This is a genomic window from Sinorhizobium sp. GQ132, assembly GCF_059758575.1.
The window spans coordinates 1-25,638 of sequence record NZ_JCAXDX010000018.1 but is presented as its reverse complement, the minus strand read 5'-3'; the positions used below and the strand labels follow the sequence as shown (position 1 = coordinate 25,638).

The following is a 25,638-nucleotide window of genomic DNA, read 5'->3' as shown; positions in this document are numbered from 1 at the left end:
CTCACTTAGATCTCACACCAGAAGCTGCCAGTCCGCTTGCGTGAAGGGGTTTCGGGCGCCGGGAGGCGTACGAAACCCTTCACGGTTGCTGTCGGGCAGCTGTTGGTCGTAATCCAATGAGAAGCGGACATCGCAGTGGATACCCGTCGCGCCCTGGCGTTCCGCCGGTTCCTCTCGCACCTTCGAGGCACTGAAATCAATGTGCGCGCCGGCGATACTCTCTGGGGGTGGAATCGGAGTTTAGGGATTCCGGCAGCAAGCTCCCGCGCTTTGGCCAGAAAGACTGGCGACGGGTCCAACCCGACTATTTCACCGACATTCGGGCAATGGGCCAGTTCCCGGGAGATGGCACCAGATCCGCACCCAAATCTCCAACACCCGCGCCGCCTCCGGAAAGTCGACGGAGGCAAAGAATTTCTCCCGTATCGCTCGCGAGCGAGAACCGGCAGCACGCAGCTCCATCGCCTTGATGAGGACGCCCAGTAGGCTTGGGTCTACCGTTGTAGTTTGAGAGTAGGGATCGGGCATCGTCAGCAGCTCCGAAGTGAGAGACGGTTGCCGCTCGTCACGATAACAGCCGCGGCTCCCGTGGAAGCGGCTTCCCGCTCTTCGATCGATTGAACAGACTTGTGCTCGCCGCGGCCGGTCGCCTCCCGAGATACTCGAACGCGCCCGCGTGATTTCCGACGCTGCCGTCGCCGGGGAATGTCGTGCGAATGGGATCGATGGTAGTATGAAAAGCCCGGGCTAGCAGTAAAGATTGGATTAGCGTAAATCGCGTTCGGCGTGTCCACATGATGCAGCACCACTATGCTTCGGACACGTTTCTGGCAACCGTTCGCCGGGCAATGCGTTTTGCGCGAACGCACGGGCGAGATTTTGATCGAGAGCACGGATGGCGCAAAGCGATGCCGCGTCGAAGATTGGCTCGGAGAGCCGTCAGGCAGAAAAAGCTGAGCCAAGCCGAGATCACCCGGGTCGCGCGGACGGCGCCGCATTCGTAAAAACTCGAAGGGCACTTGCCGGCGTGGGCCGAGCGCTGGTGAGGCTTGGCCGGGCGCTGCGCGCAGAAGTGCCCGTTGCAGCACGTCAGGCCTGGGAAAAACTGCGCACGGCAGCGCTTGGCGGGTTGGAGCGGCTGAGACGGGCCTCGAGCGGCAAGGCCGCGTTCTCCGCTTTGGTGGAGGGCTTGCCAATCCACTGGTCGTTTCCGCGCCGACGCGCAAGGGCCGCAGACCACCAGGTCGAACGAAGTGGCGCGAGCGACAGGCGCTCGATCCTGCTGCGGAGTGCAGCGGCGACGGCCTTGGCTGGCTCCGTGCTGCTGGCCGTCGTCTTTGCCTGGGCCCTGCGCGATGTTCCCTGGGACGAAATCGCCGAGGGCTCGCTGAAGCCAGTTGTCCTGCTAGAAACGGCCGCCGGTAAGCCTCTCTTGAACCAGGGGCCGTTTCAGGGTTCCTATGCGGCACGGACGGACTTTCCGCCGCATCTTATTGAGGCTGTGCTCGCCCGAGAGGATCGCCGCTTCTACGAGCACCTCGGCATCGATTTGAAGGGCATTGCCCGTGCGACCTACAGGAATTTCGTAGCGCGTGAAGTCGTCCAGGGAGGTAGCACGATCACGCAGCAACTGATCAAGATCCTCTACCTCGAGCGCGAGCGCACCTGGAAGCGGAAGATACAGGAAGCGGTGATCGCCTTCTGGCTGGAGCGGAAGCTCGGCAAGGACGAGATCCTCACCCGCTATCTGAACAACATCTATCTCGGAGCGGGCGCCACGGGCGTGCCGGCCGCCGCCCGGATCTATTTCGACAAGGACGTCAAGGAGCTCGACATCGGTGAGTCGGCGATGCTCGCCGGCATTATCCGCGCCCCCTCGCAACTCAATCCGCTGACCAATCCGGAAAGCGCGCGCCAGCAGGCGGAGGTGGTCGTCGATGCGATGCTCTCGGGCGAGAAGATCACCCCGGAACAGGCCAAGGTCGCGAAAGCGGACTTCGTCAAACTCCAGCCGACCCAACCGGCGACGAGGTCGGGAAGCTGGTTCGCCGACTGGATCATACAGGATGCGCGCGAGTTGGCTGGCCCGTATCGCGGGACGATCAAGGTCAGGACGACCATGGTGCCGCGGCTGCAGGCCATTGCCGAAAAGGTTGTCTCCGACGCGCTGAAGCGAGAAGGCGGCAAGGCTGGCGCTTCGCAGGCCGCCCTGGTGGCGATGACCCCGGAGGGCGCCGTCGTCGCGATGGTCGGTGGTCGCGACTATTCGAAGAGCACCTTCAACCGCGCCGTCTCGGCCATGCGCCAGCCCGGCTCCGCGTTCAAACTGTTCGTCTACTACGCCGCCCTGAAGCGGGGCCTGACGCCGTTCGATCCGATAGAGGATGCACCGATCGAGATCAACGGCTGGACGCCGGAAAACTTCGGCGGCGGCTATAGCGGCATGGTCAGCATAGCGGAAGCCTTCGCGCGCTCGCTGAACGCGGCCACCGTTGCGCTGGCAATGGAGGTCGGTATCAAGGAGGTTATCGCCGCGGCGCGCGAACTCGGTGTCGATACCAGTCTTGCCGAGACACCAAGCCTTGCGCTCGGCTCGTCGGAGGTGAACCTGCTCGATCTGACCGGAGCGTATGCGTCGGTCCGGGCGGGCCGGGCACCAATTGAACCCTGGGGCATCGAGTCACTGCATGCGGAGGGCCAGCCGCGGGCCTTCCGCGTCGGCCCCTCCAAGCAGGCGACAACCGATATCAGCCGGTACCAGCGGGACCTCGTGGCGTTGCTGCGGCTCGTCGTCGAACGCGGAACCGGCCGTGAAGCCAATATCGGCACGCTTGCCGCGGGCAAGACCGGCACCAGCCAGAACCACCGCGACGCCTGGTTCGTCGGCTTCACCGAAGCGCTGGTCGTCGGCGTCTGGGTCGGCAACGACGATGAGACGCCGATGAAAGAGGTGACCGGCGGCAAGCTGCCGGCGCAGATATGGCGGAACTTCATGACCGCTGCGGTCGCCGAAGGCACTCCGCGGGGCGACGTGCAAGCGCCAGGCTCTGCCCCCGCCTGCAACTTCAGGGCCTGCGCGCGGGCCTATCGGTCATTCCGGCCGGATGACTGTACGTTTCAGCCGTACTACGGGCCCAGGCGTTTATGTGAGAAGTAGGGTTAATGCGGAGTTTGCGAGAAAGAAGCAGGGCAGGCGGAAAGATGCGAAAAGTACATGCAACGAGGGAGTTCGAAACCATGTAGACGGCCCCCATAGCTTCGACGGCCCAAAGCAGCGTGCACTGCTCCGACTCGAATCCTGACATCCCGTCGGACCTGTCCTGGAATCTCTTTCTGCAGCTGCGGCCATCACGATTGCTGTAATCTAACAACGAATGCTGGAACCCAACCAAAGGGCAAAGCTGGCGAGTATTCTGACCGTCGTACATCGAGGGTCCCGTATCCATTCTTTCCTTTTTGTCGGTGCGAGGCTAAGAAAGGATCTTGTTCGGGAGGGCCATCCACTCGGCAAAGACGATTGGCTGCTGCTGGATCTCTATGGGACGACCCACGACGCACGTCTCTTCCCTCGGCCGGCAGTCTTCAATCCCAAGCGGGAAATCATCGTGGCGCAATGGGACTTCCGCTTCATTCCACAAGGAGGAGGTCGGCCTGAAACCAGCCATCGCTGCCCAGGCGAGAAAATGACGGTCGGGATTCTACAAGAGACATTGAAGCTCATTTGCCGAAGCCGCCCTGTTCGAATAACACCTGCGGATGCCAACATTCCGCTCGGCTCAATTCCGGCCTCGCCGGCACCGCCAGTCTCGATAATTCTGGCCCATGCAGAGGCGAACGCCGTTGCAGCGAGGTTTCGCAGATGACCGGCGACAGGCGGATGTTCTACGATGAATGCTCGCGAATACTCGGCGCGTCGCATGCTTACAGGCACCCGCCCAGCAGGATCACGCGGTGGAACAATCGAGTTGCAGGTAACGGGCGCTTTCCCGGTCATGGGCTGATCCGAGTGTTCGGCCCGCACCACATCCAGATCGCGCTTCGGAGACCCGTCAAACTCAATCTTCTTTGCCGCTCCGAGGAGGAGGCGCTAAAGGCCCTGCGAGCGGTGTGCCAGCTTGATGAGCCGCAATAGCGCCAATCAGGTACGCTTTCGGGCTTTTGATGTAGTGGAGGCGATACAACCGCTGTCTCACGTCAGCTCACATGACTTGACGCAAAAGTCTACCCGAAGATGCTCGGGACGTCTGGCAAGAGTGGCACCGACGGCAGTCGCCAGCAGACCGCAGACGTATCGGTCGATCGACATCGGACGCGTGTTCTCGATACTGCAGTTCGAGGCACATGAATGCGAATATCTGAGGTATTCGCATCGACGCATCGCGGATGGCAATTGGTTGTGATCCGAGCTACCGCCGCGTGCGGCGTCCAACATCGACTTCGGTTCCCTCCTCAATCGGGCTGCTGACCGCGCCGCGAGAGTTTGGTGCGGGTGGGGCGTCCATCTGGGTCTTGTGCATTGTCCGGGCCATTAGCGCATCGGCCGCGCTCGGAAGAAAGCGCCTCATAGCGATCTTGATAGTCCCATCCCATCCGACGATGTCCTCATCGCTGGGATCGCGTGCTGCGGCCACAATGGCTTCGGCGACATTCTCCGGATCATGCAGAGGCATTGGCGGTTCAACCTGATGTCCGCTATAGTTCGCCACATGATCGAAGAATGGTGTGTCGTGTGCTGTCGGCATGATCGCGCATATATGAATATTCTCAAGACCTGCTTGCTTCACCTCTTGGCGCAGCGCGTCGGACAACCCGATTACGCCGTGTTTTGACGCCGTATAGGCTGCGTAGTAGGGCACGCTTTCCCTGCCGAGCTCGGAAGCGATATTGATCAAGATACCTGAGCCCTGCTTCTGAAACTGCCGATAGGCATGAGAGCTGCCGTAGAGGGTGCCTAATAAGTTCGTTTCGATGACTTTGGCCTGCTCTTCAAGCGGAATATCCTCAAAACGGCCGATGGCACCGACGCCGGCGTTGTTGACCCAAACATCGATCTGGCCGAACTCGGCAAGCGCAGCAGACGCCAAATTTGCAACCGCAATGGGGTCGCTGACATCTGTCTCGAGCGCGAGAGCCCGAACGCCAAGCGAACGACACTCCTGCGCAAGCTCTTCCAAAAGCTTTTTGCGGCGTGCGGCAAGGACCAGTGAACAGCCTTCCTTGGCGAACCGACGGGCGGCGCCCTTCCCGAAACCACTAGACGCACCCGTAATCACGACGATTTTGCCGCTCAAATCCTTCTTAGCCATGAGACCGCTCCATTAATAGTGTGACGCCGACGCTCGTGCAGAGTTCATCGGGCCCGTCACCTCCCAAGCGTTTCGCAGCCGCTCAAAACCGATAAGCTTGCAGGGGGCAAATGGTCTAGCCTGCCTTTTCGCCTTCAAGCTTTGCCTGTTTCAGGTCTTCGTCCGACAACCCATGCCGGGACGGAGAGCCACAGCTACGCATCTTTGAACCCCCATTTCTGCTCCGGTTCGATCTCCAGACCAACGATTTGCCGCGGACCTCCGTCCAGTTCGTCGCGTCGGCGGGTGACAACGTCGGTAACAAACGCTTCTGTATCGGGCTCATCAAGCAGACGTTCGTCTGCCCCCATGCCGCTTTCCCTAAGGGCTGAGACGAGCATCGACGCCGTAAAGGCGGTACCGCTCTGATCAAAGTCCTGCAGGACATCGCGAACGCTCTGCTCAAGCGTCAATTTCTGTTCTTCAGTCAACATGTTGCCTCCAGGGACCGGCCCTTGCTAATATCGGATCAGCTTCAAACCGTCAGAGGAGAAGATTGTTTCACCGCGGCCTCACGGCATCTGCAAAAGCCGCGCCGAGATCCCTCCTGGCAGAGAGCGTGCGCAACGAACATCGGTGCAACGGAGGAGCCGATGTGAGCGTCTGTTTGGGGGGGTGAACTGAGCCGGCCGCGCCACCAGACCGGTCACGAGCGAGTGGTCGAGCGATAGTCTTCACGCACCCGGCAATCACGCCAAGCGCCATCACCGCCCCGGCCAGATGAATCGAGGTTCCCGGTTCGCCGCTCGAGGTGATACTCATAGGACCATAGTCCGATGATGAAAAGGCAAAGGTCCTACACCCATTGCGGGAGTGCAAGGCCGAGGCACATACTCACTGTCCCGAGGGAGCGGCGATTCATCCACTTCAACATCTTTCGGAGTCTTCCACTATGTCAGCTAACAAACGATGGAAAGATCGAGCAGCCACGTTCGTTTGGCGCATGGCAACAAGCCCCTTTTCAATCGGCGTCTACATCGCAATGGCGACATGGATCTCGTTTCTTGTGAGCGCCAAGACGGGTATTCCGGCTTATGTGCTCATGGCTGCCCAGTTTTTGCTCGTGATATTTGTCGACCCTCCAAAGAGACTGGCTCGGTTCACGGATCGGAGCAACGGCCGGTCAGCACGTTCGCCGAACTCTCGCATGGTTCGCGGCAGGCAGCACCGATAGCTGCCCAGGGCACTTCACCGTCCATGAAGTCCGCGGCCCCTTGCCTGCGGTCGCTCGACTCCTGTCCTTCATTAATGCTGAGGGAGAAAATGCAATGGCAAATGAGCAAGAGAAGAGAGGTCAAGGCGAAGACCCCATCTCTACTGAAGTGCACACTTTGAAAACGAGCGGAGGTACCGCCGCCCAGAGGCAAAAGGACGTGCAAGAAGCACTCCGACGAGCAAATCCTGCTCAGGCGAAGGCGGTCGAATATCTTGATAGAAGATGGCTATCCCATCGCTAGGTCGAAGCTTAGGGATATTCGGCATCGGTTTGCTGAGGAATATAGACCGCGACTACGCCGCTTCCGTTGTTCGAGAAAGCGCCGACGACGATTAGATAACGACGATCGTCAACACCGATAAAAGCATTACGCTGAGCGGCAGGCGGGTCGATGCTCTTTGCTCCGGCTGGATTTTGGACGCCGACATCCAGAACTTTTTCGGGAGCGTCAGCCAGGATTGGCTCGTACGCTTCCTGGAACACAGGATCGGCGACAAGCGCATCATCCGCCTGATCCGGAAATGGCTGAAGGCGGGCATCCTCGAAGACGGGATCGTGACGGTGGATGACAGGGGAACGGGTTTTTCGCCGCTTCTGGCCAATATCTACCTGCACTACGTCTTCGACCTGTGGGCGGAGCGCTGGCGACAGCGTGGGGCCACCGGCGATATGATCATCGTGCGTTATGCCGATGATGTGATCGTTGGTTTCGAGCACGAGGACGACGTCCGTCGCTTCCTCGATGCGATGCGCGTGAGGCTTGAGGAGTTTGCGCTGTCGCTTCATCCGGACAAGACCCGCCTGATTGAGTTCGGCCGCTTTGCGGCGGTCGACCGCAAGCGACGCGGGCTCGGCAAACCGGAAACCTTTGCATTCCTGGGCTTTACCTTTATCTGCGGGAAATCGCGCAAGGGGCGCTTCCAGGTTAGATGGAAGACCCGAGGCGACCGCATGCGGGCGAAGCTCAAGGACATCAAGGTGGAGCTACGGCGGCGCATGCATTGGCCGATCCCCAAACAGGGGAAATGGCTGGAGCAACTCGTAAAAGGACACTTCGGCTACTTTGCGGTTCCAACGAATATCCGGGCGCTCACGGCGTTCAGGTATCGCGTGATCGACCTCTGGCGACGATCGCTACGGCGGCGTAGCCAGAAGGACGATGCAACGTGGGAACGGATCACAGAGCTAGCCAACGACTACCTTCCCAAGCGTTGCAACCTTCATCCATGGCCGAGCGTCCGCTTCGCTGTCAGTCACCCAAGGTAGGAGCCACGTGCGGGAAAGCCGCCCGCGTGGATCTGTGCGGGGGGCGTCCAGTAATGGGCGTCCCTACCGCGAAATCACCGTCTTTTACGGTGTCATGTTCGCGATCCTCGCTTATGCGGCCGTCTCAGCCTGTTTGTCGCGCTGCAGGCTGCGTCGTAACGCTTTAAGCAAATAGCAGCGGCGGCTTGTAGAGAGAAGCTTTAGGTTGCCCGCCACGCGCCAGCCGGCATGCGAGGCAATCTGTCTGACCTGTGTGGCGCCACGCTGCGCCACACAGGACGATCCCGCGTTACTTTCCAGCCGCTTGGGCAGCATACACGTAACTGTCGTAGCTGTATTCGGCGACGCGGAACCACTCGAAGGACTCGTCGCGGAACTTCTTCCAGGCCGGATAGATCTTCGCCCAAGCAGGGTGCTTGTCGCTGTATTCGGCATAGAGCTCGAAGGTCGCCTTATAGGCGGCGTCCATCACGTCGCGCGGCATCGGGCGAAGGTTGACGCCGTTGCCAACCAGCGAGCGGATCGCCGTCGTGTTCTTGACATCATAGAGTGCCTGCATGTTGATGTTGGCGGCCTTGCAGGCCGTGTCGAGCGCGACCTTGTAGGCCGCGGGCAGCATTTCGTACTGCGTCTTGTTGATGAAGAAGTGGATGGTCAGCCCGCCCTCCCAGTAGGCCGGGTAGTAGTAGTACGGAGCGATCTGGTAGAAGCCGAGGCGCTCGTCGTCATAGGGGCCGACCCATTCGGCGGCATCGATCGTGCCGCGTTCCAGCGCCGGATAGATATCGCCGCCCGGAAGCTGCTGCGGCACGACGCCAAGGCGCGACATGACCTCGCCGGCAACGCCGGCAATGCGCATCTTGATTCCCTTGAGGTCGTCCAGCGTCTTGATCTCGTTGCGGAACCAGCCGCCCATCTGGGCGCCGGTGCCTCCGCCAGGCTTGCCTACGATGCCGTATTCCTTCAGGAACTCGTCGTAAAGCTCGTTGCCGCCGCCGTGGTAGAGCCAGGCATTCTGCTGGCGGGCGTTGAGGCCGAAGGGAATGGTCGAGCCGATCGCGAAGGTCGGGTTTTTTCCGGTGAAGTAGTAGCCGCAGGTATGGGCGATTTCCACGGTGTTGCTCTGCACCGCGTCGATCGCCTGGGGCCCCGGCACCAGTTCGCCGGCCTGGAAGACCTGGATCTGGAACTTGCCGTCGGTCATCTTCGACAGCGCTTCCGCCATGACGACGGCGCCGCCATAGATGGTGTCGAGATTGTTCGGGAAGCCGGACGTCAGGCGCCATTTCAGGGTCGGGAGTTCCTGGGCGATTGCAGGTGCCGCGAGCGATGCCCCGGCGACCGCGGCCGCGCCGCCGAGCGCGCCCTTGGCCAGAAAGTTGCGGCGGTTCAAAATGTCAGTCATCGTATCCTCCTCAGGTGGCTGTGTGTCCGGCCGGCGCGGATGTCCAACCGGGACCTTGGTTGTGGTCAGTTGGACTGGGCGGGTTGGCCGAAGCTTGGCTGCGGCGAACCGAATTCCGGTGCTTGCGCTCCCAAGGACGGCATCGAACTATCATCAGACGATTCCGGGCCGCCGAAGGGCTGCGTCGGCGTTCCGAACGGGTTTGCGCCCTCGGCACCAGGCATCGGCACATTCAGCTGGATCGTTGCCGGATCGACCGCCGTCTGACCCGACTTGTAGTGGGTGACGAGGCCCGGGAATGCCACGACCATCGCGACCATAAATAGTTGGATCCCGAGGAATGGCAGGGCGCCCATGTAGATCTGGCCCGAGGTCACCGGCTGGATCGTCGCGCCGGTCATCCTGTCCTTGTAGGCCCGGGTGGGTGCAACAGAACGCAGGTAGAACAGCGAGAAGCCGAAGGGCGGATGCATGAAGGAGGTCTGCATGTTGATCGCCAGCATCACGCCGAACCAGATCAGGTCGATGCCGAGCGCATCGGCGACCGGCGCTAGCAGCGGGATGATGATGAAGGCCAGCTCGAAATAATCGAGGAAGAAGGCCAGGAAGAACACCAGCAGGTTGGCAACGATGAGGAAGCCGATTTCCCCGCCGGGGATCGAGGTCATCAGGTGCTCGACCCAGATATGGCCGTCGACGCCGTAGAAGGTCAGCGAGAAGACGCGCGCGCCGAGCAGGATAAAAATCACGAAGGACGACAGTTTTGCCGTGGCATAGAGCGCCGACCTCATCATTGAGAGATCGAGGCGGCGGTTGGATGCGGCCAGGACGAGCGCGCCGACGGCTCCCATCGCGCCGCCCTCGGTGGGCGTCGCAAGGCCGATGAAGATCGTGCCGAGCACCAGGAAGATCAGAACGACCGGCGGCACCAGCGAGGTCACCACCTTGCGGCCAAGCTTCCAGCCGCGCAGTGTTCGGGCCTCCGGCGGCAACGCCGGAACGCTGGCGGGCTGTAGGTAGGACATGAGAATGATGTAACCGGCATAGATCGCAACGAGCAGCAGGCCGGGCACCAGCGCGCCCTTGTACATGTCGCCGACCGAGCGGCCGAGCTGGTCGGCGAGGATGATCAGCACGAGCGACGGTGGAATGATCTGTGCGAGCGTTCCCGACGCCGCGATCGTGCCGGCCGCCACGCGCCGGTCGTAGCCGTAGCGCAGCATGATAGGCAGGGAGATCAGGCCCATCGAGATGACCGAGGCCGCGACGACGCCAGTGGTCGCCGCAAGGATCGCGCCGACGAAGATGACCGCGAAGGCAAGCCCGCCGCGGATCGGACCGAACAGTTGACCGATTGTATCGAGCAGGTCCTCCGCCATGCCACTTCGTTCCAGGATCAGCCCCATGAAGGTGAAGAACGGAATGGCAAGCAGGGTTTCGTTCGACATTTGCCCGAAGATGCGGTCGGGCACGGCGCCGAACAGGTTGATCGGCAACAGGCCCATTTCGATGCCGATGAAGCCGAAGACAAAGCCGACGAAGGCGAGTGCGAAGGCGACGGGATAGCCAATCAGCAGCACGACCACCAGCGACAGGAACATGATGGGCGCGAGGTTTTCCGCGAAGAAAGCAAACATGGGATCGGTTCCTGGCGTTAGAGCGTCTGGGCTTCGGCGTCGGCGAGTGCCGTTGCGTCGGGCATGTCGCCTCGCAAAATCGCTATGCGCTTGATGAGCTCGGAGACACCTTGCAGGGTCAGCAGGCCGAAGCCGGTGGGAATCAGCGCCCAGACCGGCCAGAGAAGCAGGCCGCCGGTGTTGTTCGACACCTCGCCGCTCAGGAACTTCGACACGACGATCGGCCAGGAGAGATAGATGGTGATGAGGCAGAAAGGGAACAGGAAGAAGATCGTGCCGAGAATCTCGACCCAGAGCTGGGCCTTGCGCGGCATATGGCCGTAGAGAAGGTCGACCTTCACATGTTCGCTGCTAAGCAGGGTATAGGCAGCCGCGACTAGGAAGACCGCGGAAAACAGGTACCACTGCGCTTCGAGCCACGCGTTGGAGCTCAGGTTGAATAGCTTCCGCGTGACGGCGTTGACGGCACTGATCAGCACCGCGGCGAGCAGCAGCCATGACACCGATTTTCCAATAAACGTGTTGAGCGCGTCGATGACGCGCGACAGCGACAAAAGGCCGGACATGATGAATTCCTCCCCAGCCGGCACCCTCCGCCGGCCGTCATCGGAACTCGTATGGCGTCCTTATTGGGTGAACAAGATAGCTGGGATCCCAATTAAAACCGCCTACCCAGTAGTGGGTAGGCCTACCGGTCAGCCGTCCGTGAGGCTAAAACCGCTGTCGATCGCATAGCGAATAAGGCCAGCGGTGCTGGAAATTCCAAGCTTCTTCTTGATGTTCTTCCGATGTGTTTCGACCGTCGCCTCGGAAAGGGCCAGCGACTGGGCAATGGCGCGGTTGCTCTTGCCGGATGCCAGTAGCATCAGCACGTCCTGCTCGCGGGTGGTCAGCGGATTTGCGGGCTCGCTCGGCCGGCGATCGAGAAGAACTTCGGAGACGCCGGTGGAGAAATAGGTCCGCCCCGCAGCAACGGTCTCGATCGCCGTGACGATCTCGTCAGTCGAAACATCCTTGAGGACATAACCGGACGCGCCATGCAGGACAGATGCCGAGATGTATTCTCGGCTGTCATGCATGGACAGCATCACGATGCGACAGTCGGGCAACTTTGCCTTGAACAGCTCGATTGCCTCGATTCCGCTGAGCTTCGGCATGTTAATGTCGATCAGCACGACCGCTGGGTTGGTCTGAATCGCGACTTCCAAGCCGGTCAGCGCCAGGCCCGCCGTGCCGACCACCTCGACATGCGAAAACGTCTCCAGCACGGCCCGAAGGCCGTCGAGAACCAGCGGGTGATTGTCGATGAGGACGACCTTGATTGGCTTGACAACACTCATGCAGCTTCCGTCCGGTTCTCCAGGTTGACATTGGCCGAAAGAGGAAGCATCGCGGTTAGCACAGTTCCTTCCGGCTTGCTCCGGACGAGGAGAACACCGCCGAAATGCGCCATGCGCTCCTGCATGTTGCGAAGGCCAAGGCCGCTCTGCTGCGCGGTCCGGCCAAGGCGAGCGCTCTCTTCGAAACCGTTGCCATTATCCGAAACCGTCATACGCATCCGGCCACGATTACTCCAGAGCTTGATCCGCACCTCGCTGGCGCCCGAATGGCGCTCGATGTTGTTCAACGCTTCCTGGGCAACCCTGTAGAGCGCCGTGCTCGCTTCGGTCTTCAGCCTGTCCTTGCCGGCGTCGGCCTCCAGTACCGTGCGGATGCCGGTCCGTTCGGAGAAATGGTTGCTCAGTGCTGTCAGCGCAGCGGTCAGGCCGAGGTCGTCGAGCGCGGGCGGCCTCAGATCGTGCGACAGTCGGCGGACCTCCTTGATGGCGACGTTGAGCGCCTCGACGCCTTTATCGATGGCGCCGGAGGCGTCATCGGCGTGGTTCCGGACCTTTCGGCCGGCAAGGTCGATTGCATAGCGCACGCCGACAAGGTTTTGCGATATGCCGTCGTGCAATTCGCGGGCAAGGCGTGCGCGCTCTTCCTCCTGGGTGTCGATGATGCGTTGTGTGAGGGCCTTGAGCTTGTAATCTGCCATGCGCCGTTCACGCAGTGTGACGAGCATGCAGGTGGCAAAGACGACCATAACGGCGGGCACAGCTATCAACGCCACCACGAGGAAGGTATGGCCGATCTTTTCGCGCAGGTCCGCTTTCGCTGCCGCCGTCTGGGCGAAGACGTCATCGAGATAAACGCCGGTTCCCAGCATCCACTGCCACTTGTCTAGCCCCATGGCGAAGGAGAGCTTGTCGGCCATCGTGCCGGATGAGGGTTTCTCCCACTTGTACTGATACAGACCGCCGCCCTCCTTGGCCTTCTGGATTAGGTTGGCGATCACCTGGTTGCCGTCAGGGTCGGTCAGATCCAACCAGTTGTGGCCCGGCCGGAAGGTCTGCCGCGGGTGCACGACATTGTTGCCATCGTAGTCATAGACGAAGAAATAGCCGTCCTTGCCGTAGTCGAGAGACGTAAGAATGCTGCGCACGCGATCCTTTGCCGCTTCATCGTTCGCCTCCGCCGCGGCATAAACGTCCTCGATCGCCGAGCGGGCGAGGTTGGTGAGGTTGAGCAGCTCAGTCTCCTTCGCTTTCAGCATATTGCGTTCGAACGTGTCGATGCTGCTCTGCGCGAGGCTCGTCGCCTGCCACGTGATAAAGGTGGTAATGGTGAGGATCGCAATGACGAGCGGCACGACCGCAAGAGCGACGATCTGATGGCGAAGGTTCACGGCACTCCCCGATGCATTTATTAAGACGATAAAGGTAAAGCGAGCCACGGCTCCGCGCCAGACCTCTCGTCTCACCTAGTCAAAATTGCTCCTCAGGAGCGTGTTCGTTTAGCTACGTTTGGAGGCAACTCAATCAACAAGACTCTCATATAGGGGCCAGGCGTATGATGAAATGCCCGACTTTCAGGTGACTAGGGCTTCGTGACCGCCTGGTGGTAATATAATCAGCCAGTGGCAGAGGGTTAGAGCTCAACGAGCGCATGCCGGCGGGCGCGCCTACCGGCGACGCTCATGGAGGAAACAATGACGGATTGGGAACTCCACGGAATGGAATTTGGAAATTGCAACTGTTCCTACGGATGCCCGTGCCAGTTCAACGCCTTACCGACCCATGGCCATTGTCAGGCCATCGGATTCTTCACGATCGCCAGGGGAAATTTCGGCGCGGCGAAGCTAGACGGATTGAATATGGCCATCGCCGTTGCTTGGCCAGGTGCGGTTCATGAGGGTCGCGGCGTCATGCAGCCGATCATCGACGAACGGGCGGACGACGCTCAGCGCCGTGCACTCTTCAGTATTCTGACCGGCGAGGAAACCGATCCGATGGCAACGTTCTGGGCGGTCTACACTGCGATGTGCGAAGCCGTCCGCGATCCGATCTATACGGCGATCAGCATCGATGTCGACATGAAGGCTCGTCGCGCGAAGTGCAAAGCGGAGGGCGTTGCCATTGGGCGTGGCGAGCCCATCGTGAACCCGGTGACGGGCGAGGAGCATCGCGTTGGTATCCTCCTGCCGAACGGCTTCGAATACGAACGGAACGAAGTCGGTCGAGGATGGTCGTCCTCATCCACGGGTGTGCCGTTGAACTTGGAAGACAGTTACGCTCACTGGTGCGAGCTGCACTTCAACCAGCATGGGCGTATTCAATAGCCCGGCAAGGGGGCGATGCGGCCAGAGGTGACGTGGCGGTGCAAAGCGCCACCGGCGCAGTGAAATGTCGGATGCAACCTTTCACGTTCGTGCCGAGACTGCCATGGCACCGCGTGATCCAACGGAGTCAAGGAATCGCTTCTGTTTGTTCCGGCAAGAGCGTTCCCTTTGAAGACCTGCGATTTGGGGGGTAAGGGTCAAAAATGCGCATGGGCCGATGACGGGAAGCTTCGTCTCATCATTCAGGAACCGAACCTGGCTCGCCCAGGGCGTGGAGGACCGTGCTGACTCACGCGCTGCCCTCCGTCTCGCGAGAGCAGACGGACCTTCGAGCTTCGGCAAAGTGTATCGCAGGGTGTTCTCGATCTGTGCTCAAAGATCGAATAATGTATCAAAAGGAATTTCGGCGCACACCGCACACCGCGATAGGTGGCTGCTGATCTCCGTCGCCTGGCGGATGTTCGCTTGTCATAGGACAGGCGAGGGAATTGGGGTACGGTCCGCTACCGAAACTTCTATTAGGATCCACCCGACTGCATTTTACGCCAGGCTGTTGGCGGCATCTCAAATGTCCTTTTGAAGGCCCGGTTGAAGGCGGCCTCCGACTCGTAGCCAATTTCAAAGGCGATGCGAGCAATGGGTTCATGAGAGCCCCTTAGCCGTTGTGCCGCGACCTGCATCCGCCAATTCGCCAGATAGCGCATCGGCGGCTCGCCCAAAAGGCTTGTGAATCGCTCGGCAAAGGCAGAGCGCGACAAACCGACTTCCTGGGCGAGTTCCTCCGTCGTCCAGGGGTGGGTCATGCGGCTGTGCAGGAGAGCCAGCGCCCGCCCAACGGCGCGGTCGCGCAGGCCAGCAAGCCATCCGCTCGCCTCGGGTGGAAGCGACCTTACATATCGACACACCGCTTCTACGAACAGCAGCTCTGCCAGCTTCGCAAGAACCGCTGGCGACTCGATTCTCCCTGCAGATAGCTGTTGCGCGGCAAAGCGGAACGAACTCTCGATCCAATCGCCGGAGGCTCCCTCCTCCACACCAATTTTGAGCATCCTCGGCAAGACGCCGCAGATTGTCGCGTGGGGCGAATTGGTGCCGAGATAGCCGCATAGGATCAGCGTCCGCTCGCCTCCGCCTCCGTACGCTATGCGAGCCAATCCGCCTGCTGCTGCGGGCTGGATTAGGAGATGGGCGTTAACCGCCCTGACATTGGTCGAACTACCGATGACGTGCTCGTCGTTGCGCGGCATCAAAATGATCTCACCGGCTTGAACAGGAACCGGTGAATGCCCATCCGTCTGCAGAATGAGGCGACCGGCCGTCACGTAATGATAGGCGATCAACTGAGCGGGCTGCGGCATGAAAGGGCCGCAGTCCTCTGGCGCGATCTGCGACGTCACGCACCAGGGCGCGGTGAATTCCGCCTCGAGAAAGACGCCTCCGGTAAGCTGCATCGAACGGCAGATGTCCAGCAGCGCATCCATTCGCCACACTCCGTTGTCCGACGGCTCGGACAAGAGAACCGGCGTTCCGGTCATTCTTCAGGAACGTCAGTTGCATCATAACTGATAGCGCAATGACAGTAACGGGAAATACCGGCGAAGGGCCGCGTGGCAGATGAGCGCGTTCAACGCAACCGCGATCACGGCTGTCCAGCATGGGAGGACATAGACAATGATTGATCTTAGACGACTGCCGCAGCGTAGCGGAGGCATCTTTCTAACCGACGCCGGAATGGAGACAACACTGACATTCCGGGATGGTTTCGATCTCCCCCATTTCGCCGCCTTCCATCTGCTGCGGGACGAACAAGGCACGCAAGCGCTGCGTGACTACTATCGCCGCCACGCGGAGATCGCGCGAAAGAACGGAGCGGGCTTCATCCTGGAAAGCGCCACCTGGCGGGCGAGCCCCGACTGGGGCGACATGCTTGGCTATTCCGTAGCTGCGGTTGACGAGGCCAATCGCAAGGCGATCGCACTCCTCCACGAGCTGAGGACAGAGTTGGAGACCGACCGTTCGCCGATGATTATCAGCGGCTGCATCGGTCCTCGCGGGGACGGCTATGATCCAGGCAAGGTGATGAGCCCGCAGGAGGCTCAGGCTTATCACGCTCGGCAAATCGGCGTCTTCGCCGAAGTCGGCGTCGATCTGGTCAGCGCCATCACCATGACGAACACCAACGAAGCAATCGGCGTGACGCGCGCTGCACAAGCTGCCGCACTACCGGCCGTCATTTCCTTCACGGTCGAGACCGACGGACGCCTCCCCACGGGCGATCGTCTTCGGGACGCCATCGAGGCGGTCGATCTGGCAACGGGCAACGGGCCGCAATATTTCATGATTAACTGCGCCCATCCAAGCCACTTCATGGACGTGCTTGACGGGGAAGCCTGGGTTCAACGGCTGTACGGGATAAGGGCCAATGCTTCGGAATGCAGCCATGCCGAGCTCGACAACGCGACGGAACTCGATGATGGCAATCCGATAGAGCTCGGCCTGCAATATCGGGACCTGCGTCGCCGTTTTCCGCACATCAACGTGCTAGGTGGCTGCTGCGGTACGGATCATCGCCACATCGAGCAGATCTGCATGAGCTGTATGGAAGCAGCCTGACGCGACTTTCGAAAGCATACATCCGGGGCAACGCCATGAGCGAGAATTTGAGATCATACACCGTCACACTCGCTGACGGCCTTACGGTTCCTTGCGTCGAGCATGGCGATCCCGCCGGGATGCCGCTGCTCCTCCTGCACGGTTATCCCGATAGCTGGCGCTCGTTTGAATCGGTGCTGTCGAAGTTTCCGATCTCGATCCGCGCGATCGCCTGTACGCAAAGAGGGCACGGCGAGGCAGATAAGCCCGCCAGCGGCTACTCGCCCGTAGATTTCGCAGCGGATGCGGTAGGGCTCCTGGACAGGCTTGGCATTCCCCGCGCAGTCATTGCCGGCCACTCAATGGGAAGTTTCGTGGCACAGCGCATCGCCATCGACTATCCCGAGCGTGTCTCCGGGCTTGTCCTTATGGGCTCGTTCCCGACGCTGATCGGTAACATCGTTGCGGACGAACTCTGGCGGGAAGGGGTTTCGCAGCTCGAAGATCCTGTTGGATGGGCCTTCGTCTCCGATTTTCAGCGAAGCACGGTGAAACAACCAATCCCGGATCAACTCCTTAACATCTTCGTCAGCGAAAGCCTCAAAGTTCCGGCCAGGGTATGGCGTGCGGTGTTAAAGGGGCTGATGAACGCCGATCATACGCTCGATCTCCACTGCATCGGGGCTCCCACACTCATCGTATGGGGCGCTTATGACAACTTCTTTCCGCGGTCGGATCAGAACAAGCTTTTGGGTGCGATCCGCAACGCCGAATTGTTGATCTACGAAGCCTCCGGTCATTCATTTCATTGGGAAGAGCCGGAGCGCTTCGTGCGCGACGTTGCAGCCTTCGTCGAGACTGTGGCACTGTCGCGAATACCCGCTTGAGGAGCGCCAATCGCTTTGTGGCCTGTAGGCGGGCGCTTACAACAATCAACGACTGCGCCCACGCGACTTCCGATAGCGGCCTAAGGTGCTCGAGCGCAGACCCGCGAAAACCGGGCCGCGGGGGTGTTCCGCAACGCCGACCTCACCCAAGACGGAAGAAATATAATCCTGGCCCCACACGAGGGGCAGCAATGGTCGTGTCTGGAACGTGACGTATAGGTGAGCGGACGCGCCCGAGGGAGAGCCGGTCAGGCAACGCCGTATTTGTCCAGCAGCGCATCGAGGATCGTCGCGGAAAGCGCCTCGATACGCGCTTGGTCCTGGCCCAGAATATCCTTCAATGTTATGTAGTTCTCGAAGCCGGACACGGCTGAGACCGCAAGCGTCAACTCTTCCAGTTTTTTCTCGCCGAGTCTCGTGCCGACAGGTGCCAGCGCCTCCCTGAACATCGGCAGGCGCCGTGCCGCGCGCCGATAGCGCGGAGCGCCGTCAGATCCCGACTGCAGTGCACGTGCGGCGAAGACGCGCAGTCGATTCTCCCAGATGCTGTAGAAGGAGAGCCAATAGCGACGTACCGCATGCACGCGTTCGCGCGTCGAAGCTCTCTCCGGTATGACATTTTGAGGAGCGACGACGGCACCGTCCAGCACCGCTTCCAAAGCCAAGGTCGCAGAGTCGGAAAAATAGCGATAGGCGGTCGCGCGGGAGATGCCAGCCTCGTCGGCCACTGCCGCCACGTAGATCTCGGCTCCCCTGTCGATCAACGCCCGCGCGGCGGCAAGCAGGTCGCGACGGGTACGCAGTTTCTGTCCCAGACGTTCGCGGTTCACAAGTTGATTTACTCGTGAATCCAAGATCCAGTGCGTAGAGTCAGGTTTTGACGCGGACCTGGGCAAATTCTGGGATTTTGAAGCGCCGGCGGTAGATCCCAGGCGTCAACCCGGTTACTCGCTTGAAGAGGCGGCGGAAAAAAGCTGGTTCCTCGTATCCGACCTGCCAGCCGATTTCGTCGACTGGTGCCTCTGTTCGCTCCAATCGGCGCTTTGCCTCCTCAATCCTAAGTCGCTGCACATAGGCGATTGGGCTGAAGCCAGTCGCGGCAGTGAACCGGCGCTTGAACGTTCGCTCGCTGAGCCCGGACCGAAGGATCATTTCCTCCAGCGGGTTGGCGCCTGAGAAATGCGTCGCCACCCATTCCTGCGCGGACCGGATTGCGCTGTCGCCATGATCGTTACGCCCTTCGAAGACTATGTAGGGTGCAAGTCCATCCTGATGCCATTGAAGGGCGAAGAAGTGAGCAACGGCCTGCGCCGCAGTCGATCCAACATGTCTGGCGATGAGGTAAAGAACCAGATCGTGCCACGTCATGGAGGCACCGGAACTGACGAGTTCCTCATTTTGACCCGAGACGACCAGAACTCGTTCAGGGTGGATAAGTACCTCCGGGAACACAGTTTTGAAGGCGTTGGCGTAGCCGAAGTGCACCGTCGCCTCCACCCCATCGAAGAGCCCTGTTTCTGCGAGCAGGAAAATACCGGAGCAGGCGGAGCAAAGAAGTGCTCCCCGCCGATGCATGGTTCGGAGCCATCCCACGAGCTCCGGATGGCGATCCTTGTACCAGCCATCCGGCCCAAGCAGGACGGAGGGTACGATGATGATGTCGGTTGTATCGAGCGCCGTGATGCTGCGCTGGACGGTGATCGGGACGCGACTGGCAAGTTCCAACGGCCCAGTATGCAGCCCGACGATTTCGACCCGGAACGGTGGAGCGAGGTGCTGCGGGTTGCCCGGCGGAGGCATCACAGCAAAGGCATTCATCACATCGAAGATCCCGCTAAGCGTCGACACGACGGCCTCGGGGATCGCTACGAGGCTCACATGGAGCGGCTCCGAACCTGGCTGCTCAGCGTGATGCGGCATTCTGAATTCCTTTGACTTGGAAGCCGCAAGATAACGTGGACAAGGCAGCCGCGCCATGCTCGCGATCGGGGGCAACCGCCTGACCGATATCAAACCTCACGTGGCACGATCGGCCCGATTCTGGCCAGTCCCGCTCTGCCGATGGCCAGTAGGAACTGCGATGTTCCAACCATGCTATCTGAGCGGAGAACGGAAAAATGAAACATGTCCAGACCAACACGATCGACACAGCCAAGCTCGATGCACTTGTGGCACGCGTGCTCGGCGACCTTTCGGCCGGATACGGCGGAGTTATGGTGGGCCTTGGCCACCGGCTCGGCCTCTATAAGGCCATGGCGGAAGCCGGCCCGTTGACATCGCACGAGCTTGCCAGCCGCGCGAGCTGTGCTGAACGCTATGTTCGAGAGTGGTTAAATTCTCAGGTCGCCGGCGGATATGTCTTCTACCACGCGGTGAGCGGCACTTACGAACTCACGCCGGAGCAGGTCCTTGTCCTCGCCAACGAGGACAGCCCTCTCTTCATTCCTAACGCCTGGGCTGTCCCGGCGTCGATGTGGGCGGACGAGGACAAAGCGGTTGAAGCTTTTCGCACCGGCAATGGCGTACCGTGGGGCGACCATGACGGGCGGCTCTATTGTGGGGTCGCCGCCTTCTACCGCAATGCCTACAAGGCAAGCCTCGTCTCCGAATGGCTGCCGGCTCTCAGCGGCGTGGTCGAAAAGCTAAAGGCGGGCGCCTTTGTGGCGGATATCGGATGCGGGCACGGGCATTCAACGGTACTCATGGCCAAAGCTTTTCCAGCTTCGCTGTTCCGGGGCTTCGACACGCATCGCGAATCCGTGGATGAGGCTTACGAGGTTGCTGCCGAGGCAGGCGTTTCGGAACGGGTCACCTTCGCGCAAGCTCGGGCAGACAGTTATCCCGGGTCCGGCTACGATCTGATCTGCTTCTTCGATTGTTTGCACGATATGGGTGATCCGGTCACTGCCGCCACGTACGCAGCCAAGGCGATCGCGCCGAACGGCACGGTGATGCTGGTTGAACCTTTTGCCAATGATCGGGTCGAAGACAATGTCTCGCCCGTGGCCAGGATGTACTACGCGGCCTCGACGACGATCTGCTGCGCCCACGCGATTTCCGATGGTGGTCGAATGGTGCTTGGGGCGCAGGCCGGCGAAAGCAGGCTCGCCGCGGTGTTCCGCAAAGCCGGCTTCACCAGTTTCCGGCGCGCGATGGAGACGCCGTTCAATCTGATCCTCGAGGCAAGGCTCTAATTTTCTGGCAGCCCTCTCGTGCGGTTGGATCGCCAGTCGCGTGGCTTCGCCCCCTTCTATTTGGAGCAGCAAAAATGAAAAGTACGGCAGCGACATCACTTGCGGCATGGCCCTTCCGAGGGAAGGAGCGGAATTTGGTCGCAGCATTGCGAGTCGGTGTTAGAAACGTTCTCGACCACAGAAAGCGGCTGGCCACTACCCGTGCCCTTTTGGCCGCCGATGAGCACATGCTGAAAGACATTGACGTTAGCAGGTTTGAGATTGCGTTGGCAGACTGCGGTCTGCAGACGGTCATTTGCGGCAACCAGCCTGGGCGTGCTCAACGTTGCGCAACGAGAGAGGCGTGACGGCGTCGTGAGGCATGTGATTTCCGCGACCCCTTGACAGCAACGGCGAAGGAGTAGGCGGGTTCTCGACATTCCCCTTCAAAGGGGGAGTAGCGAAAGAGTCTTCCGGATGTCGGCTCATCGAAATTCTGCCGGGCGGAACTGGTCTGCAATTGGCTGCCAGCGGTCGGCCGTCTTAGATGAACGGAAATCGTGGCGTACGTCCATCTCAGCCGTCCAGGAACGCCAGAAGCGAGCCATTCACCGCGCTTCCTTCTTCGCGTTGAACCCAATGCGTCGCCTTCTCAAAAGTCTGTAGGCGGCCGTCGTCACAAAGACCGAGGCTGCGCCTCGCAAGCCCGAATTCCAGAGCCTGGTCCTGCGTCCCCCACATGACGAGAGTAGGCGTCGTGATCCGCTCCGTCAGGTTCGGGCGAAGGCGCAAGGCGCGGTACCAGTTGAGCATGCTAGTGAGCGCCCCCGGTCGCTCCCAAGCCTGCCGATATTCCGCGATCTCCCCTTCTTCAAAGGCGCCCTCCCGGCTGGATCCCCTAAGTGCTCGTGCGAGCAGGGCCGAGTGGCGCGCACCCAAAACGGCTTCGGGCAGCAAGGGGATCTGGAAGAAAACCGCGTAACTGCTCCGCAGAAACTGCGTCGGAGATCGCAGGGCATGGGCCAATAGCACATCGGGATGGGGCGCATTCAGGATGACGAGCTTGTCCAGGCGATGAGGCAAGTTGGCCCCGGCCGCCCAAGCGACGATACCGCCCCAGTCATGGCCGACGAGATGAAACCTTCCGATGCCGAGCGCGTCGGCTAGGGCGGCGACATCACCGAGGAGCTTGGGGAGCGTGTACTCGCGGATGCCCTTGGGCTTGTCGCTGGTGTTGTAGCCTCTCTGGTCGGGAACGATGACCCGATATCCGGCGGAGGCGAGCGCATCGATCTGCCGTCTCCAGCCGATCCAGAAGTCGGGGAAGCCATGCAGGAGCATGACCGGCTTACCCCCGGCAGGGCCGGCCTGGACGACATGAAGCCGAATGCTTCCGGCCTTGACGAACTGATGTTCAGCCGCGAGTGAGATCATGGCTGGTAACGCGGTTGTCGCTAAAGTGATCCAGCACAATGATGTGTTAGATCTACGCTGCGTCGATCCGACAAGATGCACGCTCAGGCGTCGCATCCTCCCTAGACGGGATGGGAGCTGAAGGTTCAGATGGCGAAGGCCGCCGGTCCGCTGAGGCCCATTCCTCCCGCCAGTGCGCCGCGCATGGAATCTGTCGAGGGCGCCTGCACGTCGATGGCAAGGCGCATACAGCCGGCGGGTCATCTCTGACGTCTCAGCCATCCCACAGCCAAGTTTGCTAAGCATTCACAAATTCGCGACACAAACCATGACATCAATTGACAGCCACATAATTTAATGTCACATCAAGCGCCATCAATCACGGAGCCTGTCCTTGTCGACGACGCGAGCCTACAACAGCCCACTGCGCGAGGAGAAAGTCCGAGAGACGCGTGAATCTATTCTGGTAGCGCTTCTTTCGCTGATGCAGTCTTCGGCCATGCCTGACGATATCAGCATGGAGGCAATCGCCGCAGAGGCGGGCATCCAGCGCCGGACCATCTTCCGGCACTTCGCCAGCAAGGACGATCTGCTCTTTGCGTTCTGGCCTTGGTTCAATGCGAGGATCGGTGCTTCCGTGAAGCCTGAGACGCTGCAGGACATCATCAGCGGCCCGCCGCAAGCCTTCCCGCTTTTCGATGCGCACGAGGCAGCCATGCGCGCCGCCCTCCATTCCCGCACCGGTCGGCAAATGCGTCTGGGGACCGTTTCAGACAGGCGCAAGTATTTCTCGGCAGCCCTGGCCCCGGTGCTCTCCGCCCTTACGCCTGAACGGGCCCGAAAGGTCGAGGCCCTCGCGCACCTGCTTTACTCCGCCTCCGCGTGGGAGGTGCTGAAGGATTACGGCGGTCTCGACGGCACCCAGGCCGGCGAGACCGCCTCCTGGGCGCTCGAACTGATCCTGTCCGCGGTCAGCTCGGGCGAGATTCCTGCGGACGCAACCATCGCAGCCAAGGAGACACGCGATGAACATCGAAATGACAACGGCTAACAATGCCGAGTACCTCTGGGTGGTGGCTGACCGCATCCGCTTCCTGGGTGGCGTGCCGGGATCGGACCTGGAACTGCTCGACATCGAGGTTCCGCCCGGCTCGGGCACGCCGCCGCATATCCACGAGTCCCCTGAACTCTTCTACATCCTCGAAGGCGAGCTGACGGTCCGCCAGTTTGGCGCTGGACTCCCGCAAGTAATCAAGGCCGGCCCAAGTACGTCGGTGCGGGTGCCCTCGCGGGTGCCGCACAACTATAGCAATGAGAGCGACAACCCCATTCGCATGCTGGTGATGCTGGCCCCTTCGATGATTGCCTTCTTTCGCGACGTCGGCTCGGTGGAGCGCCCCCAGGGCACCCCGACTTCGCCCGCATCGGCGCAGCAATGGATCGCCATGGTATCGAGGCGTTGTCGATGGCGGCGTAACGTACGACGATGGCGCTCGGGACTGCCAACAGGCCGTCCCGAGCCGACAATTAGCGATATCGCCGATGCTTCATCCGACGGCAGCGGCGCGCAGGAGTTGGGTTCCCTTAATCGAGGGGCCTGCGGTTCGAATCTGCTCAAGGCGACAGGAATAAGAGTCGACATCTCGGCGGTATGTTGCCGCCTTCCGATCGTCTCAGTCGGGTGGAACTTTGCCGTCTCAGCCAGTCTGCCGGAATGGGCAAGGAGCACCCGCAAGCGGTCATTCTCAAACTCTGCCTTTTCGCCAGGATGTGGCGCTGTGAGGCGGGCGGCCGGGCACCGCTCAAAGCTGAACAGTGGGAGATCGCCATATCGGCGCGGTCCCCGAACCTAGGCAAGGAATGGCGCGATAAACTCAAGGCTCGCGCTAGAAGGAAGCGCGGCGTTCGCCGTACTCATTCCGCCCTCGTGTTTGCTTTCTAATGCCCTTACCACCATGCCCACGCACAATCCCGCTTCGTCGAGAACGGGTCCGCCGCTATTGCCGGGCGCCACCAAATTGGAAATGATAAGGCTTTCTTCCCCTTTGTAATTCCTGATAATGGCGTTGAGCTCGCCCCCGTGTGCTAACAGGTAGGGAGCGTCGGCGGTCGCAATTAGCGGGTAGCCGAGAGTTATAGTCCGCGCCAAGACGCGTGCTACTCCCACGGGATATATAGGAGTCGGCGCCTCGCTGCACTCAACAGGCATGACTGCCAGATCCAACTTGGGATGCAGAAACCATTCCGATGCGAGGGGCTTGTAACATGCACCCTGCGACGACCCGAAAGACGTGAACGTGATGCCTTCACCAGGGTCAACATTGTGTTTGGCCGTCACGATCACATGCTTCGTGGCATCTGTTCGGTTGGTCGCCAAGAAGCCTGTTCCAGTATATTCGTCGCCTCGTTTTCTGACGAAGACAGCAGGAACGCTTTGCCCGTATTTTTGCGCGACGTATGCCGGTCCCAAAAGGATGTTGTCGAGAATCTTGAGCGCGATGAGTTGCGTGATGCTCGGTTTGTTCCAGTTGTAGCGCGCGTAAGCGTTGGGAACGAGGAGGCCGGTGTCGGATACCAACATCCAATCATTGAGTTGATGGAGCATGGAGGTCACGACCTGCACGTTGGTTCCACGCCCATCATCACAGGCAAGAACCAACTGCACGCGGTCGGGCCCAGAGAAATAGCCTCTTTCAAGCAGCGTCGTTCGCTTCTCAAAGTCGGGAAATTCACAAGTTCCTTGTTGACGAGCTGGCGATACTCTTCGTCCTGAATGGCGATATGCATCGTAAGCGGTGCATTGATCCCGTCTGGCGATAGCGGGTTATCGGGCTTATTCGTGTGAGCTCAGGGAATGAGCTTGGTATGAATTGCTATGTCTGAAGCTATGTCCGAACATAGAACGTTCCATATGATCGAAGCCGTTGCGGGTCGTCTGGAGGGCGCGCCGCGAGAGGTTCGACGCTGGTCAGATGAGTTCAAGGCTCAGGCGGTAGCCGAGAGCATGGAGCCCGGTGCGAGCGTTTCGGCGATAGCGAGGCGT

Annotated in this window: 22 protein-coding genes; 9 read left to right on the top strand and 13 right to left on the bottom strand. The window is 60.4% G+C overall.

The annotated features are described in order from the left end of the window. Positions 1 to 5 precede the first annotated feature (5 nt). Complete coding sequence (locus tag AC6CIG_RS27400) at positions 6 to 452, bottom strand: class I SAM-dependent methyltransferase (RefSeq protein WP_437412917.1); 447 nt, start codon at positions 450 to 452, stop codon at positions 6 to 8. Positions 453 to 895: 443 nt separating this feature from the next. Here AC6CIG_RS27400 and AC6CIG_RS27395 point away from each other — a divergent pair, with 443 nt between their 5' ends. Next, a complete protein-coding gene (locus AC6CIG_RS27395; RefSeq protein ID WP_437412916.1) occupies positions 896 to 3,157 on the top strand; it encodes a PBP1A family penicillin-binding protein in 2,262 nt (753 codons plus the stop codon). Between the two features lie 1,249 nt (positions 3,158 to 4,406). Here AC6CIG_RS27395 and AC6CIG_RS27390 read toward each other — a convergent pair. Both AC6CIG_RS27390 and AC6CIG_RS27385 read right to left on the bottom strand, forming a co-directional pair. After that, positions 4,407 to 5,306 (bottom strand): SDR family oxidoreductase, encoded by a 900-nt coding sequence (locus AC6CIG_RS27390; protein WP_018096627.1) that lies wholly within the window; start codon positions 5,304 to 5,306, stop codon positions 4,407 to 4,409. Between the two features lie 194 nt (positions 5,307 to 5,500). Beyond that, positions 5,501 to 5,779, bottom strand: a complete 279-nt coding sequence (locus tag AC6CIG_RS27385) for a hypothetical protein (RefSeq protein ID WP_437412915.1) — start codon at positions 5,777 to 5,779, stop codon at positions 5,501 to 5,503. A 1,196-nt stretch (positions 5,780 to 6,975) separates the two neighbouring features. Between AC6CIG_RS27385 and AC6CIG_RS27380 the strand changes: the two genes are divergently transcribed. After that, entirely contained in the window at positions 6,976 to 7,827 is an 852-nt protein-coding gene (locus AC6CIG_RS27380) for a reverse transcriptase domain-containing protein (RefSeq protein ID WP_498324196.1), read from the top strand. Positions 7,828 to 8,116: 289 nt separating this feature from the next. On the opposite strand, the gene AC6CIG_RS27375 is transcribed toward AC6CIG_RS27380, so the two are convergent. From AC6CIG_RS27375 to mctS, 5 genes are all read right to left on the bottom strand, one after another. Continuing rightward, the gene (locus AC6CIG_RS27375) at positions 8,117 to 9,232 is read right to left on the bottom strand and encodes a TRAP transporter substrate-binding protein (RefSeq protein ID WP_437406228.1); all 1,116 of its coding nucleotides are present in this window, start codon (positions 9,230 to 9,232) and stop codon (positions 8,117 to 8,119) included. 65 nt (positions 9,233 to 9,297) lie between these two features. Beyond that, on the bottom strand, positions 9,298 to 10,869 hold the full coding sequence (locus AC6CIG_RS27370) for a TRAP transporter large permease (protein WP_437416937.1): 1,572 nt from the start codon (positions 10,867 to 10,869) through the stop codon (positions 9,298 to 9,300). Positions 10,870 to 10,886: 17 nt separating this feature from the next. Continuing rightward, on the bottom strand, positions 10,887 to 11,435 hold the full coding sequence (locus AC6CIG_RS27365) for a TRAP transporter small permease subunit (RefSeq protein ID WP_018098214.1): 549 nt from the start codon (positions 11,433 to 11,435) through the stop codon (positions 10,887 to 10,889). A gap of 129 nt (positions 11,436 to 11,564) precedes the next feature. Then, positions 11,565 to 12,209 carry a two-component system response regulator MctR gene (gene mctR, locus AC6CIG_RS27360; protein WP_018098213.1) on the bottom strand — a complete coding sequence of 215 codons (645 nt, stop codon included), beginning with the start codon at positions 12,207 to 12,209 and terminating at the stop codon, positions 11,565 to 11,567. Continuing rightward, a complete protein-coding gene (mctS, locus tag AC6CIG_RS27355) occupies positions 12,206 to 13,597 on the bottom strand; it encodes a two-component system sensor histidine kinase MctS (protein WP_498324195.1) in 1,392 nt (463 codons plus the stop codon). Before mctS ends, mctR begins: the two co-directional genes overlap by 4 nt. A gap of 303 nt (positions 13,598 to 13,900) precedes the next feature. Between mctS and AC6CIG_RS27350 the strand changes: the two genes are divergently transcribed. Next, a complete protein-coding gene (locus AC6CIG_RS27350) occupies positions 13,901 to 14,530 on the top strand; it encodes a DUF1326 domain-containing protein (RefSeq protein ID WP_018098211.1) in 630 nt (209 codons plus the stop codon). Positions 14,531 to 15,048: 518 nt separating this feature from the next. Here the strand turns inward: AC6CIG_RS27350 and AC6CIG_RS27345 are convergent. Further along, positions 15,049 to 16,011: an AraC family transcriptional regulator gene (locus AC6CIG_RS27345; RefSeq protein ID WP_437406224.1), complete on the bottom strand. Its 963-nt coding sequence runs from the start codon at positions 16,009 to 16,011 to the stop codon at positions 15,049 to 15,051. A gap of 190 nt (positions 16,012 to 16,201) precedes the next feature. Here AC6CIG_RS27345 and AC6CIG_RS27340 point away from each other — a divergent pair, with 190 nt between their 5' ends. Together AC6CIG_RS27340 and AC6CIG_RS27335 are read left to right on the top strand one after the other, a co-directional pair. Further along, the gene (locus tag AC6CIG_RS27340; RefSeq protein WP_498324194.1) at positions 16,202 to 17,143 is read left to right on the top strand and encodes a homocysteine S-methyltransferase family protein; all 942 of its coding nucleotides are present in this window, start codon (positions 16,202 to 16,204) and stop codon (positions 17,141 to 17,143) included. A gap of 119 nt (positions 17,144 to 17,262) precedes the next feature. Then, positions 17,263 to 18,009, top strand: coding sequence for an alpha/beta fold hydrolase (locus AC6CIG_RS27335; protein WP_498324193.1), 747 nt, complete (start codon positions 17,263 to 17,265; stop codon positions 18,007 to 18,009). A gap of 248 nt (positions 18,010 to 18,257) precedes the next feature. On the opposite strand, the gene AC6CIG_RS27330 is transcribed toward AC6CIG_RS27335, so the two are convergent. After that, the gene (locus AC6CIG_RS27330) at positions 18,258 to 18,839 is read right to left on the bottom strand and encodes a TetR/AcrR family transcriptional regulator (protein WP_498324192.1); all 582 of its coding nucleotides are present in this window, start codon (positions 18,837 to 18,839) and stop codon (positions 18,258 to 18,260) included. Positions 18,840 to 18,879: 40 nt separating this feature from the next. Next, positions 18,880 to 19,929 (bottom strand): GlxA family transcriptional regulator, encoded by a 1,050-nt coding sequence (locus tag AC6CIG_RS27325; RefSeq protein ID WP_437406221.1) that lies wholly within the window; start codon positions 19,927 to 19,929, stop codon positions 18,880 to 18,882. 197 nt (positions 19,930 to 20,126) lie between these two features. Between AC6CIG_RS27325 and AC6CIG_RS27320 the strand changes: the two genes are divergently transcribed. Then, entirely contained in the window at positions 20,127 to 21,203 is a 1,077-nt protein-coding gene (locus tag AC6CIG_RS27320) for a class I SAM-dependent methyltransferase (protein ID WP_018098204.1), read from the top strand. Positions 21,204 to 21,758: 555 nt separating this feature from the next. On the opposite strand, the gene AC6CIG_RS27315 is transcribed toward AC6CIG_RS27320, so the two are convergent. After that, positions 21,759 to 22,616, bottom strand: a complete 858-nt coding sequence (locus tag AC6CIG_RS27315; RefSeq protein ID WP_018098202.1) for an alpha/beta fold hydrolase — start codon at positions 22,614 to 22,616, stop codon at positions 21,759 to 21,761. 373 nt (positions 22,617 to 22,989) lie between these two features. Between AC6CIG_RS27315 and AC6CIG_RS27310 the strand changes: the two genes are divergently transcribed. Continuing rightward, positions 22,990 to 23,646 carry a TetR/AcrR family transcriptional regulator gene (locus AC6CIG_RS27310; protein WP_411924034.1) on the top strand — a complete coding sequence of 219 codons (657 nt, stop codon included), beginning with the start codon at positions 22,990 to 22,992 and terminating at the stop codon, positions 23,644 to 23,646. Further along, positions 23,621 to 24,448: a cupin domain-containing protein gene (locus AC6CIG_RS27305; RefSeq protein ID WP_498324191.1), complete on the top strand. Its 828-nt coding sequence runs from the start codon at positions 23,621 to 23,623 to the stop codon at positions 24,446 to 24,448. Before AC6CIG_RS27310 ends, AC6CIG_RS27305 begins: the two co-directional genes overlap by 26 nt. On the opposite strand, the gene AC6CIG_RS27300 is transcribed toward AC6CIG_RS27305, so the two are convergent. Further along, on the bottom strand, positions 24,445 to 25,218 hold the full coding sequence (locus tag AC6CIG_RS27300; protein WP_498324190.1) for a S1 family peptidase: 774 nt from the start codon (positions 25,216 to 25,218) through the stop codon (positions 24,445 to 24,447). The genes AC6CIG_RS27305 and AC6CIG_RS27300 overlap by 4 nt on opposite strands. 252 nt (positions 25,219 to 25,470) lie before the next feature. Between AC6CIG_RS27300 and AC6CIG_RS27295 the strand changes: the two genes are divergently transcribed. Then, a partial coding sequence (locus AC6CIG_RS27295) for a transposase (protein ID WP_498324212.1) occupies positions 25,471 to 25,638 on the top strand: 168 nt, incomplete at its 3' end.